The organism is Microbulbifer pacificus (assembly GCF_002959965.1).
Taxonomy (GTDB): domain Bacteria; phylum Pseudomonadota; class Gammaproteobacteria; order Pseudomonadales; family Cellvibrionaceae; genus Microbulbifer; species Microbulbifer pacificus_A.
Map to the genome: position 1 here is coordinate 2,510,820 of NZ_PREV01000026.1, position 18,784 is coordinate 2,529,603.

Sequence of the window (18,784 nt, forward strand, 5' to 3'; positions counted from 1 at the left end):
TCATCCGCAGATTAAATAGTCGTCTTAAAAAGTAACGAAAAGAGTTGAATTGATGATTGTCAGAAAACTTCAAGAAGCCGAACAGGGTGAGCGTCGTATTGTTTCCGAAGGTTGGGAGAGCACCCGCCTGGCGCTGAAAAACGACAATATGGGCTTCTCATTCCATATCACCACCATATACGCGGGTGCCGAACTGCACCTGCATTACCAGAACCACCTGGAAGCGGTGTACTGCATTTCCGGCGAAGGTTCGGTGATGGCAGAAGCCGATGGCGTGGTGCACGAAATCAGCCCCGGCACCATCTACCTGCTGGACCAGCATGACAAGCATGTATTGAAAGGCAAGACCGAAATGAAAATGGCCTGCGTGTTCAATCCACCGCTGCACGGCAAGGAAGTACACAACGCGGAAGGCGCCTACGAGCTGGATGCTGAAGAGGTGCAGGACGAAAAATAAGGTGGCCATGTTCAGTGCGGCGGCGGAGTTCTGGGGCACAAGCCGTGCCTATTTCGCCGCGACCGCACAATCGCAATCCGAAGATGGTCAGCAAAGGGATGCCATGAAGACGCATACGGTAGAAAAAATCGGCGGTACGTCCATGAGTGACTACCGCGCGGTACGCGACAACATTGTTTTCAAAAACGGCAGAGTGAACAGCGAGGGGCTGTACCAGCGGGTATTTGTGGTCTCCGCCTACGGTGGTATGACCGATATGCTGCTGGAACACAAGAAATCCGGCCGCCCGGGAGTATTTGCGCTGTTTGCCGGCGCCGACGACGAGCGCGAGTGGTCCGATGCCATGGGCGCGGTGCGCAAGCGTATGGAGGAGATCAACGCATCACTGTTTAAGGACGATGTGACTCTCGCCAAAGCCAATGCCTTTATCGGCGAGCGCGTGGACGACGCCGCGCGCTGCCTCGCGGATCTCGAGCGGGTCTGCCAGCACGGGCACTTCGCACTGGAAGGGCACCTCGATGTGGTGAGCGAAATGCTCGCGAGTCTCGGTGAGGCCCACAGTGCCTGGAATACAGTACAGCTGCTGAAGCACGAGGGTGTGAACGCGCGCTTCGTGGATCTTACCGGCTGGCGCGATGGCGAACACAAAACCCTGGACGAGCGCATCGAGCAGGCGTTCGCGGATGTGGACTTCGCGAGAGAGTTGCCCATCGCCACCGGCTATGCGCACACCGCCGATGGCCTGATGAAAACCTTTGCGCGCGGTTACAGCGAAATGACCTTCAGTCGTATTGCGGTGTTGACCGGCGCCAGTGAGGCCATTATCCACAAGGAGTATCACCTGAGCAGTGCCGATCCGCGTCTTGTGGGCGAGGAGCAGGCGGTGCCTATCGGTCGCACCAATTACGATGTGGCGGACCAGCTCGCGAATCTCGGCATGGAGGCCATCCACCCGCGTGCGGCAAAAGGTCTGCGCCAGAATGCCATTCCGCTGCGGGTGATGAACACCTTCGAGCCGGAACACCGCGGCACCCTGGTCACGGGCGACTATGTAAGCGACACACCGCGGGTAGAAATCATCGCGGGGCGTAAAAACATCTATGCTGTTGAATGTTTCGACCAGGACATGATGGGCAGCATGACCAGTTACGACCAGGCGATCAACGACGCCATCGCGCGCTTCAAGGGCGCGGTAGTGACGAAAGACATCAACGCCAACACCATCACCCATTACCTCGGCAGCACACTGAAAACCGTCAAGCGGATCAAGAGCGCAATCAATGAGCGCTTCCCCGATTGCGATATCCAGGTGCGCAAGGTGGCGGTGGTTTCTGCGATTGGCACGGATATGAAAGTGTCCGGCATGCTGTCGCGCGCGGTCGGTGCGTTGGCCAGTTCCGGCATCAGCATTCTCGCGGTGCACCAGTCCATGCGCCAGGTGGACATGCAGTTCATCATTGACGAGAGCGACTACGAAAGCGCCGTCAAAAGTCTGCACGCCGCACTGGTGGAAGTGCACGAGCACGGCGACGCCATATGCGCCGCCTGATGTCGCGAAGACTCTCGCTACTGCCGCCGGCTTTGCTGGCGGCAGTTTGCGTTGTGGCCTCACTATTACTGCTGCTCGCTCTACCTGGTGCTGCTCAGGATCAGGTCAAAGACCAAACCGATGTCCCTTCCCCGGAAATTACCAGTGAAGAAAAAGCGCTGAACGCGCAGAAGCAGCGGGAACTGGATAAAGTTGCCGAGGCGGTGGAAAACCTGGACAAGCCACTGTACTCCGCATTCATCGAGCGCTACGTGCTCGACGAATTGAAACAGCTGCGCATCGATATGGCCGCGCAGAAAGTCTCGCTTACCGAAAACATCGTCGACCGCCAATTGAGTGCCGCGGACAAGGCGATCACCTACGCCACCGATACCATCACCTATTTCTTCTATCTGATTGCCGGCTTCAGTTCCCTGCTGGTGATTATGGGCTGGACCTCGATTCGCGATGTGAAGGAAAAGGTACACACCCTCGCCAATCAGGAAATTTCCAAGCTGGTAGAACAGTATGAGGCGCGCCTGCGCAGCATCGAAGAGCAGCTGTCGGAAAAAACCCAGCACATCGAAAACAATCGCGATGAAATCGAGCTTACCCGGGAAATCCACTCCCTGTGGTTACGTGCAGGGCGAGAACAGACCCCTACCGGGAAAATTGCGGTGTACGACCAGATCCTGAATCTGCGTCAGGACGACGGTGAAGCGCTGACCTACAAAGCCGATGCGGTGCTGGAGTTGGATGAACCCCAGTGGGCCATCAACCTGTGTCTCCAGGCACTGCAGATCGACAGTGAAAATGGCAACGCGTATTACCAGCTGGCTTGTGCTTACGCCTATCTGGAACAGTGGGAAGAAGCGATCAATTATCTGAAAGAGGCGCTCGCCATTTCACCCGCATATCGCGACGAAGCTCTGGAAGATCGCGCCTTCAATGCGCTTTACGAACGCAGGGAGTTCGCCCAGCTGATGGGTATTCAGCCGGAAAAACCAAAACCGAAAGATGCCGATTGACGGCACATTGCTTTCACGATCAGTTTGTTGAAACGATTGTTCACGACCTTTTCAACAGCCTGCCAACAGAATAACAATCGAAACGCCGGGGGGCTTTCATGTTGCTCAGTTTTCTGCTTTTCCTCTGTCTATTTGCCGCCGTTGGTATTAGCTCCTACCGAAAAAGCCGCGGCACCAAAAAAGACTACTATCTCGCCAGTCAGGATGTTTCTCCCATGCTGGTAGGACTGTCGGCGGTGGCGACGAATAACAGCGGCTATATGTTCATCGGCGTGATCGGCTACACCTACGCCACAGGCCTCGCCTCCATCTGGCTGATGCTGGGATGGATACTCGGGGATTTTCTCGGCTCCCTGTGGATACACAAGAACCTGCGGGAGGCGGCGAAGCGCAGTGGGGAATCCAGCTACGCCGGGGTGCTCGCCTGCTGGCAGGGAACACGCTTTGCTGTGTGGCAGAAACTCGCGGGCATTCTTTCCCTGCTGTTCCTGCTCGCCTATGCCAGCGCGCAACTGGTGGCGGGGAGCAAGGCGCTGCACGTGGTACTGGATCTTCCGTTGTGGAGCGGCGCAGTGATCGGGGGAGCGATTGTTGCTGCCTACTGCCTGGCGGGCGGCATTCGAGCGTCGATATGGACCGATGCAGCGCAGTCGCTGGTGATGGTGGTGGCGATGGGCACACTGCTGTTTGTGGCCACACAATCCGTTGGTGGCCTTTCTGCGGCGTGGCAGGCGATGGGGCAGGTGGAGGGGTTCCTCAACTGGTACCCGCAGGACCTGTTGTTGCCGGGACTGGCTGGTGGAATCCTGTTTGCGTTGAGCTGGCTGTTTGCGGGTATCTCGGTGGTGGGGCAGCCGCATGTGATGGTGCGCTTTATGGCTCTGAACGATTCGAAGCGCATGGTGCAGGCGCGCTGCTGGTATTACCTGTGGTTTACGATTTTCTATTGTATGGCGACGGGGGTGGGTATGCTGTCGCGCATTCTGTTGAATGATCCCGGCTCCTTTGACGCAGAACTGGCGCTGCCGATGATGGCGATGGAGCTGTTGTCGCCAGTGATGGTGGGCCTGATCCTCGCCGGTATTTTTGCTGCAACCATGTCCACGGCGGATTCATTGGTGCTCAGCTGCTCCGCCTCACTCACCCACGATCTGTTGCCGCAACGCACGGAAAATACCCGACTGCTGAAACTCGCCACCCTTGGAATTACCGCCGCAGCGGTGGCCTGGGCACTGTTGAACAAGCAGAGCGTGTTCAGTCTTGTGGTCATGAGCTGGTCGGCGCTGGCATCGGCCTTTGCTCCACTGCTGATGGTTTTGGCTGCGGGCGGACGGCCTTCGCAGAAGCTGGCGATTGTGATGAGCGTGTTGGGCCTTGTCACTGCGCTGATCTGGCGTTGGGTTGGATGGCACGCGCATATCTATGAGGGGATGCCCGGGATTTTGATGGGGCTTTTGGTGTTTGTTGCTGGACGGTTGGTGGCTCGGGAGCCTGTAGGTCGTACGGTTAACGCCTGATGGTTTTGTGGTTCGTTTTATTTGAGTCTGGTGGCGGCAGATCGGTGGGTATTCGTTTTTGAAACCGCCATGAATACGTCCCTGTAGGCTGCGTCGGAAACATCCCTGTTTCCGACGCTTTCAAAAACGAATATCCACCGATCTGCCTTCAATTCCTGCTCTGAACTTCGTTAGCAAACGAGAAAACTACGTAGCGTGATTCAGTTGAGGCAGAAACTTTCAGTTATTTACAGGGCTAAAAGCTGACGAAGTAAAAATCTCGAGTCGAAGGTAAAGCGCCGGGTCCCCCCTTTCGGAAGCGTCGGAAACAGGGACGTTTCCGACGCAGCCTACAGGGATGTATGCATGGCGGTTCCGAAAGGGGGGACCCGGTGATTTACCGCCACAGGACTTCAAACAGGGCTCGAACTACCAGCACCGTCCCCCCCAAAACCAAAACCCAAACCCCAGAAACGAGAAACCCGGCACTGAGGCCGGGTTTCTCGTCCATCCTGTGAGACGGAAATCGTTTCAGCGAAGGCTTACTGACGGATGCCTTCCACATCCAGAATCAGCTCAACGGTCTGGGACGCCGGGCCCAGGTCGTAGTCGATACCGAAGTCTTTCAGTTTGAACTCGGTCTTGCCGGTGAAGCCCTGGCGGTAGCCGCCCCAAGGGTCTTTGCCGCCGCCGATTTCAGTCACATCGATCGCGATCGGCTTGGTCACACCGTGCAGGGTCAGGTCGCCTTTCAGGAGGGCCTTGCCATCGCCTTTCGGTTCAAAGCTGGTGCTCTTGAAGGTGGCGGTGGGGAATTTGTCCACATTCAGGAAATCCTTGCCGCGCAGGTGCTTGTCGCGCTCAGCGTGGTTGCTGTTCAGACTGGTGGTATCCACCGTCATCTGAATGGTAGAAGCTTCCGGCTTGGCTTCGTCATAGGAGAAGCTGCCATCGAACTTGTCAAAGCGGCCGTACAGCCAGCTGTAACCAAGGTGCTTGATGCGGAATTGCACAAATGCGTGGGCGCCCTGGGTATCGACCTTGTAATCTGCCGCCTGGACAGATGCAGCCGCCAGCGCGGCGAACAACAGAACAGCGAGTTTTTTCATGGTTCAGTTTCCTGTAAATGGATTCAAGAAATTCAGAAAGTGAGTGATCACTCTCCCGCTAAAAATGATTTTCAGGCGGCTTATGGGCGCGGAGCCAGACCGAGCATTTTTCTGAGCGTTCCATCTTTATTGACGAAGTGGTGCTTGAAAGCCGCAAGTCCGTGTAACACCACCAGTCCCATCAGCATCCACGCCAGATACTTGTGAATCGCCCCGGCAATATCTTCCTGATTGTCCAGCCCCTGCAGCGTGGCTGGGATCGAGAACCAGTTGAACACCTCGATCGCGCGGCCATCGGCGGTGCTGATCAGGTAACCGGAGATGAAAATAGCCAGCAACAGGGCGTAGATCGCCCAGTGTGTCACGCCTGCCGCGCGCTGCTGCCAGCGTGGCGCGGGCTCCGGAGCCGGGCTTACATTTGCCCAGCGCCACAGCAGGCGCGCCAGTAACAGGACCAGCAGCAGAATGCCCACCGATTTGTGGATATCCGGTCCCTGGCGATACCAGGGGTCGTAATAGGAGAGTCCACGCATCCACCAGCCGAGCGCAAACATACCGATGATTGCCGGCGCCATCAGCCAGTGAAAGGCGACGGCAACCCAGCCGTAATGCGTGTGACTGTTGCGGGTCTGCATGAGTGACTCCGGCCTGTTACAGGAAAGGCTCGCATTATAAAAATTCTCTGGCGCTGGAATAGCGCAAAAAGCCGGAACTATTTTTCGAAAAATTCGCACGGGTGGCAATGATGGCTGGCTCCTGCCCGCCAAGGACTCAGGGTGGGGAGCGGGAGGGGGCGTCAGTGGTGAGAGCTGTGCTGGTGCTCCGCCGCATTCAGCACCTTGCCCAGCAATATCGGGTCCAGATGTGTGCGGTCACTCAGTTCGTGGGTGAGCCAGTCGAGGTCGTGCGCCGGCGTACTCCGGTCGCGGCCATTTTCCATCGCCAGCTGTTCCAACTGCCAGATCACATCGAGCAGCAGATCCGGAGCAAGGGCTGGTTCGTCGTCGCTGGAAAACAGCTCCGCCTCCAGCCGATCCAGATCCCGGCGTTTTACCACCAGCTCGCGGTAGTCGGGGTACCAGCGGCTGCTGAAGGGTTCGGGACGATTGCTGACATCGAAGGTGATGCGCAGGCGATTGCCCTCGGCGTCCTCGAGGGTGGGTGTGTCGTTTTCCTCTGCCGGCAGCGCGGGGCGTTGGCGCAGGATACCGACAATGGCGCGCCAGTCGCTGCTGTGTTGGGGGCTGAGGCGCAGGGGGGCTTCGAGGGTGGTGGCAGGTTTTTGCGGCAGGTCGATGTAGCTGAGCTGCTGCCCGGGGCGGTACCAGTAGAGATCGAGCAAGTGGTCATCCGCCATGCGGGCGAGGTCGTCGCTGGTGAGGGGTTCTTCCGACAGGGCGCTGAGGTGATCCACCGCCTGCTGGATGCTGAGCCAGCGCCGCATATGGAATGGCCTGTCGTTGTTGGAATTGCTGCCCGTCACGATGATCGCTCCGCTACCCTGCGACGTTTTTCACCCAGTAAGGTTAGCAGTTGGCGGTGAATTTGGTGGGGTGTTCGCCAGCAGGTCCCACAGACATATACCCGTCATCGCGGCCTTCGCGTCGACGTTCAGTGACGCTCCTACAGCCAGCCTTTTTTCTTGAAGTAGAGATAAGGCGCCATACCCGCCATCAGCATCAACAACAGCGCCCAGGGGTAGCCCAGTAGCCACTGCAGTTCCGGCATGTGTTCGAAGTTCATACCGTAGATACTGGCGACCATGGTGGGAGGCAGGAACACCACCGCGGCAATGGAGAAGATCTTGATGATCTTGTTTTGCTCGATATTGATGAAGCCCTGTGTGGAGTCCATCAGGAAGTTGATTTTTTCGAACAGGAAGGTGGTGTGGGACATCAGGGTGTCGATGTCGCGCAGTATACCCCAACAGCTCTCGCGCAGTTCCGGGTCGTCTTTCAGGTGGCGCTGCAGGAAGGCAATGGAGCGCTGGGTATCCATCAGGCACAGGCGGATTTTACCGTTGGAATCCTCGAGCTTGGCCAGGTGGTCGATGGCGTCTTCGAGATCCGCCTCTTCCTCTTCCAGTACCAGATGGCTGACTTCCCCCAGTTTCAGGTAGTTATCCTCCAGTGCATCGGCGAGGTTTTCCACTTTCTGTTCAAACAGCAGGATCAAAAGCTCCTGAGCGTTGTGGGCTTCCACCTGGTTGCGGCGCGCGCGCATACGCAGCAGGCGGAAATCCGCCAGCTCGCTCTCGCGCACCGTGATCAGGCGCTGGGGCTGCAGGATGAAGGCGACGGTGGCGGTGTCGTGGCGGCCTTCGCTCTGGGTGAGGTACAGGGAGTGCACGTGGATGCCGGCGGTATCCACGAAATAGCGCGCCGAAGACTCAATTTCATCCACATCCTCGGATTCCGGCAGCTCGGTGCGCAGCAGCTGTTCCAGCAGATCGCGCTCGTCGTCTTCCGGATCCTGCAGATCGATCCAGGCGGCTTCAGACAGCGGCTGGCTGTGGTAGTCGCTGCCCGCATAGGTCTCTTTGATCTTGCCCCGCCGGGTTTCAAACAGTCTCAGCATTACCGCTTCCTTGGTCGTCAGATTTATGCCCGGTTATGCTCCGGGGAGCCTGTGCGGCATGGTGTCAGGCCATTGGCAACAAATCAATTGCCGCCACCCGCGGCGATAGGCAGGTGGCGGTTATGGCGCGGTCGTGGGACTGCACACGCAAGCCGGTACAACGGGTGAATATCGTCACAGCCACATGGGCAGTTGCGCGCGGATTTCCTCGCTGTTGCAGGTGGTGAGATTCTTGCGCGACTCGCCGGCGATGGTAGCCAGGCAAGGTGTGCTCATGGACAGGCGCAAACTGCCCGCCATGGAAGGTTCGGCGACGATGTAGAGGCGGTCAAATCGCCCCTCCTGGCGACCGCGTTCGAGGGCGTGGGCGATGTCCCGGGCAAACTTGCGTGCGCCTTCTTTGCGCAGATCCGTGGGTTTCGCCATGGCATGGCGACCCTGGCCATTGCTGTCAAAGGCGCGCCCGGGGGCATCGGTGATCAAGTCGCGCCCTTTCATGCGCCCCTCCGGGTAAACCAGAGATTCTATTTCATGGAGAGAGCCCGCACGTTTTTCCGCTTCGAATACGCGGGCGTGAGTATGGTTGGCTACCAGAACCCAGGCTTTTGACATGGCCGTATACCTCTGTTTATTGCTGAGTCTTACCGCCCAATGGTAGGCCGGCAGGGGAGGGCTTCCTAATCGAGAGCGGGGAACAGCGGCGGTAACAGAGGGGAGCGGGCCCGGCTGACGGGCTGCAGTGATCAGGCTGCAGCGATCAGGTTGTAGGGCAGCCCCGCAAAAAAAGTGCGTCCTTGCACTCATAACGCCAGCCGGCGGGCGTAAACACCGGCTTGCCCCGAAATTACAAGATGCGGATAAACCCCGGGGACAGTGCTTCCGTGCACTGCGTGCTTGAAGCGCGCGTCGGTTCCCGCCTGTGAACAGGTCCCTGCGCTACAGAACTCATTGGTTCCGGTGAATCATAAAGGATAATGCCTGCAAATGCGAATACTTATCATTAATGTTTTTTCCGGGGGGCAACACCGCGTCTTTCCCGTGGGCGGATTGCCCACGTCGCCGGCCTTGCGTTGCGGCGGGTCACAGGTTTGTCATGAAACGTACATAGACTGGCGGGTATGACCAATAAACACCGCCAGATCGACATGGCCTGATGAACCCGCTATTCCTGACAAGCCGCAAACTACATTTCACCGCACTGGGACTGTTGCTGGCGGTGGGAACGGTGTTGTGCCTGTGGAGTTCCGGGCAGCGTGTCGCCCTGCCGGAACTCGGTGACTACCACCTCTATCGGTGCGAGACCGGAGGGGAAAGTACCGCCCCGGTGTACCGGCTGCTACTGGTCTCATCGGTGCGCGCACGGGAAATTGCCGATCGCCTGTGTGCGGCACCCTCCGTGCAGCGAGGCTACAGCGCCGTCCAGGTATCCTGGAAACCCCGGGCCTACCTCACCGCAGAGGAAATTCTGAGCGAAGAATACGACCTTATCTGGAGCCGCGCCCACAGCATGGCGGGACTGGTGCCGGAATACGGTGACTATTACGAACCGCTGCTGCAGTACGACCACTACCGGGTCTACTGGTACAGCCGCGGAGGCTCGCCAAAACTGAGCGCCGACTACTTTCATGGCAAGCGTATCGGCCTGTTGAATGACAAACTTAGCCACACGCTTTATCTGCTGCCACTGGCCTCTCTGAAAGAAGCGGGGGTCAACTTCGGTGAAGAAAACCTGCGCTATTTCGACGACGCCGCCAGTCTCTATCAGGCTTTCGCCCGCGACGAACTGGATCTGGTGAGTGGCGGCGACTATGTGCGCACCGACCTGGATATTCCCCTCAGCCGCACCCTGATTTCCGGTGACGTTACCGCGGCCACCCTGTTCGTACGCAAAAAACGCGTGGCGGGAATCGACTGCGCGCTGGCGGCGGCGTTTGACGGATTTGCCGATGCCTACCTGCAGGGGCGCCGTGTATTTGTGGGGGCTGAATACTGTGCACCGTGATGTGCTGGTCCGTAATCAGAGCGTCCGCCGTCTCGCACTGGGCTGGGGTTTGCTGAGTGTGTTGTTCTGTGTTGTCGCTGGCTGGCAGTCGCAGCGCAGCCTGTCATTGGAGCTGTCGCAGCAACTCCAGCGGCAATTGCCGGAAAAGCTCGCACTGGCATTGCAGACGCGACTCAACGATGAGCAATTGCTGCAGTGGGTAGTGCAGCGCCTGGAGCGGGATCTGGACTCCTTCACGGCCGCTGGTAATCTGCCGCTGGTGCGGAACTGCTCCGTGCGGGTGACGCAATTGATGAACGACGGACGCGAGTCGGCTCCCGGGGAAGCTGCCGGGCCGATCGATGTCCACTGGCAGATCGGCAACGAACCGCGCACCACGTCCCTGTTGCTGGATTGTGGATACAACTGGCCAGCGCTCATTCTCAGCCAATCGCTGCTGGCGCTGTTGCTGGTGATTGCTGCGGCCTGTTTGCCGCGCCCGTTGTCAAAATGGCAGCGTAACCGCATAGATGAGCTGACTGGATTGGGGCTGCCTGCCGCCCATGCACGCAGCCTTTCCACTCAACTCTCTGACGGGCAGATGCCGTGGTTTCAGCGTGCGCTGCACGTCAATGGCGGGGATCTCGATGCAGCGCTCGCTGCCGCTCGCGCGGAGCACCGGCTCGCGTTCGATGCCACATCGCAGCAGGTGCATGTTCACGGTGTCGCGATCAAGCTGGCAAAAACGCCATTCTTTTATTACCTCTGGTACGCGCAACTGCGGCAGCAGGGGGAAGGCTGGCTGCTGAATCCGCCGGTAAACCGCCCCGAGCGGGAGGGGGCGGAATCTCTGATTGCCCTGATGGAAGCACACGGCGGCCACGCCAAATCCATCAATGACCTGCGGGAAAACGGCCTGCGTGCAAAAACCCTGGATCAGAACCGCAACAAGATCCGCGATGAACTGGTTTCCGCACTCGGAGAAGAGCTCGCCGCGACCTACCTGTTTGAATCCGAACGAGACTTGAAGAGCGGCCGCTATCGCTATCGGCTCGCGCTTGGATCTGAATCCATAGAGATTGCAACGCCTTGAAATCTAATAGGCACATCTGAAAATCTACTGGCGTGCGCCTGATGGCGTCCGGCGGTACTCAGAATGCTCATGTATCCCCTACGCACTCCGCTTCTTGCGCTCCGGCGGACACCACCAGCCACCCGCTCGTTACGATTTTACGAGCTGCCCTAATGTTTTTTGGTTTTCGGGATATCTCTTTTCCGCAATAAAGCCTCTTTTTAACCCGACTGTCACACGCGCTTTCGATCATCTGCGCCAAGCGGTCAGGAACGCACCTGACCAGATTCTGACTGGCTTAAGACCCAACCAATTCCAGCCGATAATTGGAGCAGACAATGATCGTATTCCCTCGCAACCGACTGTCCCTGTGGGTGGCACTCAGCGTAACCGGCGCGGCTCTTCCGGCCGTGGCCCAACAGGCGGTGGATGCCGCTGCCCTGGAAGAAGTCACCGTCATGGCATCGCCAATCCGCGACAGCCAGAAGGCCGCCATCGACGCCAAGCGCGATGCGGATAACACCGTCGACATCATCTCCGCCGATACGATCGGCCGCTTCCCGGACCAGAATCTGGCCGACTCTCTCGGTCGTGTGCCCGGCCTCGCTATCGAACGCGACCAGGGGCAGGCCCGCTACATCAACTTCCGCGGCGCACCCTTCCGCTATACCTCGCTGGCGATCGACGGTCTGAGCATTCCGGGTGCCGAGAATGGCCGTGTACCGCGCTTCGACAGTTTCCCGTCCGTGGTTACCAGCCGGATCGACGCCAACAAGGCAATCATGCCGAATATGCCTGGGGAAGCGGTTTCCGGTTACATCAACATTGCCACCTTCGATCCGTTTGCCCAGCCCGGTTCTGTAACGTCACTGGACCTGGGAATGGGCAATCAGGAACTCGGCGATGGCGACATCCAGAAGTCGGCATTCCGCACGTCCTGGTCCGGGGAGAATTTCGGATTCTCCCTGTTCGCGTCCGAGAACAGCCGCGAGCAGATCACCGATAACCGCGAGTACGATATTGAACGCAATGAAAGCGACGAGCTGCTGGTGAATGAACTCGACTTCCGCAGCTACAAAGTCACTCGCGAAGACCGCGCCTATGGCGGTCGTTTCGAATTCCGCGGTGACGGCGCGTTGGAGCGTGTATTTGTCTCCACCCTTTACAACGAGTTCCAGGATTTCGAAGAGCGCAACCAGTATGTGTTCGACTTCGCCAGTGGTGCTGGCGATGTCGGGGCACCTCAGGCCGTGGGCGCGGTAGCTGAAAACCAGTTCGCGCGGGTAGGGCGCGCACTGGAATACGGTCTGTACGAAAACTCCACGTTCACCAACACCCTGGGTGCGGACTTCGCCCTGGGTGAGTGGCAGATCGAATCGCGGATCAACGTGACCGAAACCGAAAACAATATGTTCCTGCCGCTGCCCCGCAGTGAGGGCGGGTTCGTGATGGCGAGCTTCGATGTCAGCGATCTGCGCGACCCTGCGGTGACCGATCTGTTCGATCCGCGTACCCAGTCCGCAATCGATATCAACGAGGTCAACTACGCCGTGAACCTGGGCATGCTGATCGGCACCGAGATGACCATTGATGCAACCAAGTTCAAGCTGGACGCAGAGCGCGAGCTGATGCTGTTTGGTCAGGACGCGGTGGTGAAAACCGGTTTCGAGATGGATTCCCGCGAAGCCGATGGTTTCGGCATGGTTTTGTCTTATGGACTGTTTCCGTCGGAAGTGAACATCGGCGACTACGCTACCAGTGAAGCCTGGGATAGCCAGTTTGGCAATGGCATCGCCGGCGCCACCTATTACGACAACAAGGGCTTGCGCGCTGCCTGGGATGCTGCGGTGGAGGGCCTGACACTGACCCCGAACGCATCGCAGGCCATCCGCCTGGAAGAAGAGATCACCGCGGGTTACGCCATGGTGACCACCCACTACGACTGGGGCAACCTGGTGCTGGGGGGGCGTGTGGAAAACACCGATTATCTGAGCGAAGGCCCCACTGGTAATTTCGAAGACAGCTTCACCAATGTGTTGTCCAGCGCGCACCTGAACGTGGATCTAGCAGAAGACGTGAAGCTGCGTATGTCTGTCTCCACCGGCGTAAGTCGCCCGACCTATGCCGAATGGCGCGGTGACGACATGATCGACTTTATTCAGAGCAGCGTGACTGCCGGCAACCCTGAATTGAAAGCCGAGGAGTCTGTCGGTGCGGATCTCTCTCTCGAGTGGTACGCCGGCGACGCCAGTCTGCTGAGTGCCGGCCTGTTCACACGCAGCATTGACAATGTGATCTACGCACAGAGCGACGTTGTCTCGGGTGATTGCGATATGAACCCAGGCTCCTGCTACGAAGTACCGGGCGTGGACGTCGATTACTGGGTTTACACGCAGTATGTGAATGGCAGCAACGGCAAAATGAGCGGTGCCGAGTTCAACGCCATTGCCCAGGCCGCCGATTTCCTGCCAGCCCTGGAAGGCTTTGGTATCAGTGCGAATCTGACCCTGCTGGACAGCGAATTTGAAACAGTAAACAGAGAGCGTCACAGTCTTCCGGGTACTTCCGACACCATCCTCAACGCATCGGTGTTTTATGAGATGGAAGGTTTCTCCATCCGCCTGAATCACCAGTTCCGTGACGACTGGCTGTCTACTACCGAGAACGTCGGTATGACCGATTACTGGGCGGAGCAGAAGCGCGTGGATCTGTCTGTGAGCTACGACCTGCCGATGAATGTATTCGGTGCGGACATCACTCTCTACGCCAATGCCAACAATCTGACCGATGAGCAGGACGTGCGATATACCGGTGACGAAAGCACGCCGAACCAGGTGGAAAGCTACGGTCGCCGCTACCTGGCCGGCTTCCGTGTGAACTTTTAAGAAATTGAATTGAAAAGAAAAATATATTGAGGTGTCTTATGAATACATTTGTTTCCAATACACTGATGGCCGCCATCGCGGCCCTGATGCTGGGTGGTTGCGCGACTTCCGATTCCATGAACGGCAATGCGCTCAGCGCAAACGCCGCGCCGGTACAGGCTAGGGCGACAGTCGAGGCGGAAATTCCCCACACGCGTTTGCTGCCGCTGGAGGGTGGGCGCAACTTCCGCGATCTGGGGGGGTACAAGACCACTGATGGCAAGGAAGTGAAATGGGGCAAACTGTACCGTTCCGGTGTATTGGCCCATCTGACCAGAGGTGACTACGACTATCTGCAGGAACGCGATATTGCCACCATTGTGGATTTCCGCTCCTCCAGCGAACGCGAAAACGAGCCGACCCGCTGGGCGGCGGGCAACGTCATCGCCATGAACTGGGATTACGAAATGGGCAACTGGGAACAGGAGTTTGCCAAAGTGTTGGCCAAGCCGGGTTTCGGCAAGCAGGACCTGGTGGCGATGATGGATCAGGGTTATGTCGGCCTGGTTCAGCAGCAGACGCCACACTACCGCGCCATGTTCCAACAGATGATCTCACACGATGAGCCACTGCTGTTCCACTGCACTGCGGGCAAGGACCGCACCGGTATCGGCGCTGCGCTGATTCTGACGGCCCTGGGGGTGGATCGTGAGACCGTAAAGCAGGATTACCTGCTGTCCAACGAGTATCTGAAAAACTCGGAAATGCTGACACTGCCGGCGGATGCCACTGAAAAGGAAAAGCGGATGTTTGCGTTCTTTTCCCAGCTCCCGGAGGATGTGCGTGGCGTGCTGGCTGGTGTGGAAGCGTCCTGGCTGGATTCAGCATTCGCCGAAATGGAGCGTCAACACGGTTCTGTCGAAGGCTATATCGAGCACGCGCTGGATGTGGATGCCGGGGAACTGGCTCTGCTGAAGGCTCGCTACCTGCAATAACGAAAGTATTGAGATGCATTGACTCGCTGGTCGGCCCTTTGCCTCGTGCATCGGGCCGATTTTATTATTGATCTTCACGCCCTGAATAGCGCTACGCGCGTATATATTGCCTCGCTCCTGCGCCGTACTTTCCCGGCGAAACCGGTTGTCGGGTGATTTCCATACAGGTTACGCTGCTTTCCGAGAAGTGGCCCGTTGGTTGCAAGGTCTACTTTTCAGGTAAGCCTGGCGGCGGCCAGTTTCTTGCCAGTTTGACGGATCTGGAGCACTCGGGAGCGAAGCCATGTATCAACCCCAATTTTCTTTTACCAGTCCCTTTGGATTGTCCCCTCTGCTGATGCTCGTGCTGTCCGCATGTCTTCCGTTGCAGGCGATCGGCAATACCTCGACCCAGTGGGAAGGCTACACGGGCCGTGACCCCGCTATCTGGCTGGCGGTAAAACCTGTGGAAATCCGCATCGATGCCCCCACCCCCCTTAAAGGCAATAATTTGCAGCTGTTACTCGCCCTGTCGAGTGTAGGTGGAGGGCTGGGCGAGATACGCGAGAAAGCCCGGCAGGAGTTCAGTGATTACCTGAATCGGCAGGTACGCCAGCATTTCGGAGAGTTTTTTGCCGATGAGCAGGTGCATCTGGTGGAAGCCGGCGCGCCGTTGACACTGCACATCAGTTTCGATGTCGCAATCCGTCAGAAAATTCTCGATATTGTCGAAGCCAAAAATCACGAGACCGAGAAAGGCATCATGACCGCCTATGGCAAGTTCCGTTATCGCCTTCAAGGCGCCGCGGCGGCAGATCACGTCTTGCGTGAGGGGGTTCTGGATCTTTCAGATCTGAATCTGAAAGAACGTTATCGCACCATGGCGCCCAAAGACGGGGGCGTTGTCGAAGATACCACCCGCGAGGCCGTGGAGCGTCTGCTGGCCACCATTGCCGAGGAGGCGCTCGATCAGGTTGAGGATGTGCTGGAAGCGGACGCTTTGCTGGCGCTGACCCGGAGATAAAACTTCCGGGCCTGTTTTCAGCGGGTGTGGCCGCGCCTAGGAGTCAGCTCAATATCGGTTGCCCGCGGTACATTTTGTGGGGAAGGGTAGGCGTGCCTCTGCCATCGTGCAGCGCCAGTTCTTCCCCGTAAATCATTTCATAAATATCCTTGCGCCTCGCTTCCTCCAGAATTTTATGCCCGCGATATAAACGTTGCGGAGGTTCATCACCGGTCAGAAAGGGACTGCCGCGCAGGATTTCCAGTTCCGCTATGAGTTTACGGCTGTCGTTGTCTTTGGTGCGATGCTTGAATCGTGCCAGCTGCGGTTCGAAATCGAAGTCGGAAAATCGCAGGTTGATACCGAATTCTGCCTGGATACGCTTGCGCAGTTTACGCAGGGTATTGAGTGCCTGAGAGGTCATCAGCCAGTGGTGGTTCGTCATCGTCAGTGCGCCTTTTGTTGTCGTTTATTCCTGATAGAGCAAGGAACGGGCCAATTTTCCTGTAATGTCGCGATTGTTCCGAAAGCGGGTTGTGGTCGTGCGGTATCCGGGATTGCTGCTTCGTGGCGCAAAAGTGTGCGGCCCCTGCCCGATAGTTGTGCAGTGGTGACAGGCAACGATGATCTGATCTGTTAAGCTCTGTGCCAAATGTGACCTTGCCAGACGAGACCAGAGAGGAATGTGATATGTCAGCAGCACCGATCAAGTGTAAGGCGGCGGTGGCCTGGAAAGCGGGCGCGCCGCTGTCGATTGAAGAGGTTGAGGTCGCGCCGCCGAAGGCCGGGGAGGTCCGGATCAAACTGATGGCAACCGGTGTGTGTCACACCGATGCGTTTACCCTGTCTGGTGAAGACCCCGAGGGCGTGTTTCCGGCGATTCTCGGTCACGAGGGGGGCGGCGTTGTGGAGTCCGTAGGTGAGGGTGTCACCAGCGTGGCGGTGGGGGACCATGTAATCCCGCTGTATACCCCTGAGTGTGGTGAGTGCAAGTTCTGCATGTCCGGCAAGACGAATCTGTGCCAGAAGATCCGCGCCACTCAGGGGAAGGGTCTGATGCCCGACGGCACCACGCGCTTTTCCGTCAACGGCGAGCCCATTTATCACTACATGGGTACTTCCACCTTCTCCGAATATACGGTACTGCCGGAAATTTCCGTGGCCAAGGTCAATAAGGACGCGCCGCTGGAGGAAATCTGCCTGCTGGGGTGCGGTGTGACCACGGGCCTGGGGGCGGTGGCGAACACCGCCAAGGTGGAAGCTGGCGCAACCGTAGCGGTATTCGGACTCGGTGGTATTGGTCTCGCCACCGTGATTGGCGCGCGCCTGGCCAAGGCCGGTCGGATCATTGCCATTGATATCAACGAAGATAAATTCGAACTGGCAGAAAAGCTCGGTGCAACCGATTGTATCAATCCGAAAAATTACGAAAAGCCGATTCAGGAAGTGATCGTCGAGCTGACCGACGGTGGGGTGGATTATTCTTTCGAATGTATCGGCAATGTCAATGTCATGCGCTCGGCGCTGGAGTGCTGTCATAAAGGCTGGGGAGAATCCATCATCATCGGTGTCGCCGGTGCCGGACAGGAAATTTCCACCCGTCCTTTCCAGCTGGTCACCGGTCGCGTATGGCGCGGTACTGCGTTTGGCGGGGTAAAAGGCCGCTCGCAACTGCCGGAATACGTGGAGCGCTACCTGGCGGGCGAATTCAAACTGGACGACTTCATCACCCACACCATGCCGCTTGAAAAAATCAATGAGGCCTTTGAACTGATGCACGAAGGCAAGAGTATTCGCAGCGTGATTCACTATCAGTAGGGGCTAGAAATGACTTTGCAGCTTGTCAGCAGAACCCAGTGTTTTGACGGCGCCCAATGCCAGTATTCCCACCGCTCTCAAGTACTCGACTGCGAGATGCGGTTTTCGATCTTTCTCCCCTCCCAGGCGGAGAGGGATCAGCGCTTTCCGGTGCTCTACTGGCTTTCCGGCCTGACCTGTACGGATGAAAATTTTTCGCAAAAGGCCGGCGCTCAGAGGATGGCCGCGGAGCTTGGCATTGTGCTGGTGATTCCCGACACCAGCCCGCGGGGTGACAGCGTGGCGGATGCGGAAGGCTACGATCTGGGCAAAGGCGCGGGCTTTTATATCAACGCTACCCAAGCGCCGTGGAAACCGCACTACCAGATGTACGATTACATCGTGAAGGAGTTGCCGGCACTGGTCGAAGAGAATTTTCCGGTGAGCGGACGCCGCGCGATCTCGGGCCACTCCATGGGTGGGCACGGCGCCCTCACCATTGCGCTGAAGAATCCCGGGCGTTATCTGTCCGTCTCGGCATTCGCTCCGATCTGTAATCCGATTGCCTGCCCCTGGGGTGAAAAAGCGTTTGCGGCCTATCTTGGTGAAGACCGTTCAACCTGGGGCGAACACGACGCCTCGGTGTTGATCGGGCGCGCGGTGGAGAAATTGCCGGTGCTCATTTCACAGGGAGAGGAAGATACGTTTCTGGATCAGCAATTGAAACCGAATGCGCTGGAGGCGGCGGCAGAAGCGGCGGGCTATGCGGTGAACATCGAATATCACGCGGGCTATGATCACAGCTATTATTTTATTGCGTCTTTTATCGAGCAGCACCTGAGATTCCACGCGGATTATTTGCTCGCGCACTGACCTTTCCGCATGGACCACTGGCAGA

At 57.7% G+C, this 18,784-nt stretch carries 17 protein-coding genes; 11 read left to right on the plus strand and 6 right to left on the minus strand.

Translation table 11 applies throughout. The features are described from left to right. The first annotated feature begins 52 nt into the window (after positions 1–52). From C3938_RS10665 to C3938_RS10680, 4 genes are all read left to right on the plus strand, one after another. Positions 53–457: an ectoine synthase gene (locus C3938_RS10665; protein ID WP_105103095.1), complete on the plus strand. Its 405-nt coding sequence runs from the start codon at positions 53–55 to the stop codon at positions 455–457. Between the two features lie 7 nt (positions 458–464). Next, on the plus strand, positions 465–2,006 hold the full coding sequence (locus tag C3938_RS10670) for an aspartate kinase (protein WP_418903582.1): 1,542 nt from the start codon (positions 465–467) through the stop codon (positions 2,004–2,006). A 53-nt stretch (positions 2,007–2,059) separates the two neighbouring features. Beyond that, positions 2,060–3,013, plus strand: coding sequence for a TPR end-of-group domain-containing protein (locus C3938_RS10675; protein ID WP_233998770.1), 954 nt, complete (start codon positions 2,060–2,062; stop codon positions 3,011–3,013). A 98-nt stretch (positions 3,014–3,111) separates the two neighbouring features. Next, positions 3,112–4,530, plus strand: a complete 1,419-nt coding sequence (locus C3938_RS10680) for a sodium/proline symporter (RefSeq protein WP_105103096.1) — start codon at positions 3,112–3,114, stop codon at positions 4,528–4,530. A 521-nt stretch (positions 4,531–5,051) separates the two neighbouring features. Here C3938_RS10680 and C3938_RS10685 read toward each other — a convergent pair. From C3938_RS10685 to C3938_RS10705, 5 genes are all read right to left on the minus strand, one after another. Further along, a complete protein-coding gene (locus C3938_RS10685; RefSeq protein WP_105103097.1) occupies positions 5,052–5,618 on the minus strand; it encodes a YceI family protein in 567 nt (188 codons plus the stop codon). A gap of 80 nt (positions 5,619–5,698) precedes the next feature. Further along, positions 5,699–6,253, minus strand: coding sequence for a cytochrome b (locus C3938_RS10690; RefSeq protein WP_105103098.1), 555 nt, complete (start codon positions 6,251–6,253; stop codon positions 5,699–5,701). Positions 6,254–6,414: 161 nt separating this feature from the next. After that, positions 6,415–7,101, minus strand: a complete 687-nt coding sequence (locus C3938_RS10695; protein ID WP_233998772.1) for a hypothetical protein — start codon at positions 7,099–7,101, stop codon at positions 6,415–6,417. 140 nt (positions 7,102–7,241) lie between these two features. Beyond that, positions 7,242–8,195 (minus strand): magnesium/cobalt transporter CorA, encoded by a 954-nt coding sequence (gene corA / locus C3938_RS10700; RefSeq protein WP_105103100.1) that lies wholly within the window; start codon positions 8,193–8,195, stop codon positions 7,242–7,244. A gap of 174 nt (positions 8,196–8,369) precedes the next feature. After that, positions 8,370–8,807 (minus strand): host attachment protein, encoded by a 438-nt coding sequence (locus C3938_RS10705; RefSeq protein ID WP_105103101.1) that lies wholly within the window; start codon positions 8,805–8,807, stop codon positions 8,370–8,372. Between the two features lie 541 nt (positions 8,808–9,348). On the opposite strand from C3938_RS10705, the gene C3938_RS10710 reads away from it, so the two are divergent. The 5 genes from C3938_RS10710 to C3938_RS10730 all read left to right on the plus strand — a co-directional run bounded on the left by C3938_RS10710 (position 9,349) and on the right by C3938_RS10730 (position 16,110). After that, on the plus strand, positions 9,349–10,197 hold the full coding sequence (locus C3938_RS10710) for a hypothetical protein (RefSeq protein ID WP_105103102.1): 849 nt from the start codon (positions 9,349–9,351) through the stop codon (positions 10,195–10,197). Then, the gene (locus C3938_RS10715) at positions 10,142–11,269 is read left to right on the plus strand and encodes a hypothetical protein (RefSeq protein WP_158681645.1); all 1,128 of its coding nucleotides are present in this window, start codon (positions 10,142–10,144) and stop codon (positions 11,267–11,269) included. The genes C3938_RS10710 and C3938_RS10715 overlap by 56 nt, the downstream gene beginning before the upstream one ends. A 317-nt stretch (positions 11,270–11,586) precedes the next feature. Continuing rightward, the gene (locus C3938_RS10720; protein WP_105103104.1) at positions 11,587–14,133 is read left to right on the plus strand and encodes a TonB-dependent receptor; all 2,547 of its coding nucleotides are present in this window, start codon (positions 11,587–11,589) and stop codon (positions 14,131–14,133) included. A gap of 38 nt (positions 14,134–14,171) precedes the next feature. Beyond that, entirely contained in the window at positions 14,172–15,107 is a 936-nt protein-coding gene (locus tag C3938_RS10725; RefSeq protein ID WP_105103105.1) for a tyrosine-protein phosphatase, read from the plus strand. A gap of 283 nt (positions 15,108–15,390) precedes the next feature. After that, entirely contained in the window at positions 15,391–16,110 is a 720-nt protein-coding gene (locus tag C3938_RS10730; protein WP_105103106.1) for a hypothetical protein, read from the plus strand. 43 nt (positions 16,111–16,153) lie between these two features. Here the strand turns inward: C3938_RS10730 and C3938_RS10735 are convergent, their stop codons facing one another. Then, on the minus strand, positions 16,154–16,534 hold the full coding sequence (locus C3938_RS10735; RefSeq protein WP_105103107.1) for a hypothetical protein: 381 nt from the start codon (positions 16,532–16,534) through the stop codon (positions 16,154–16,156). A 245-nt stretch (positions 16,535–16,779) separates the two neighbouring features. Here C3938_RS10735 and C3938_RS10740 point away from each other — a divergent pair, with 245 nt between their 5' ends. Next, entirely contained in the window at positions 16,780–17,907 is a 1,128-nt protein-coding gene (locus C3938_RS10740) for an S-(hydroxymethyl)glutathione dehydrogenase/class III alcohol dehydrogenase (RefSeq protein ID WP_105103108.1), read from the plus strand. A 9-nt stretch (positions 17,908–17,916) separates the two neighbouring features. Next, on the plus strand, positions 17,917–18,759 hold the full coding sequence (gene fghA, locus C3938_RS10745) for an S-formylglutathione hydrolase (RefSeq protein WP_105103109.1): 843 nt from the start codon (positions 17,917–17,919) through the stop codon (positions 18,757–18,759). Positions 18,760–18,784 lie beyond the last annotated feature (25 nt).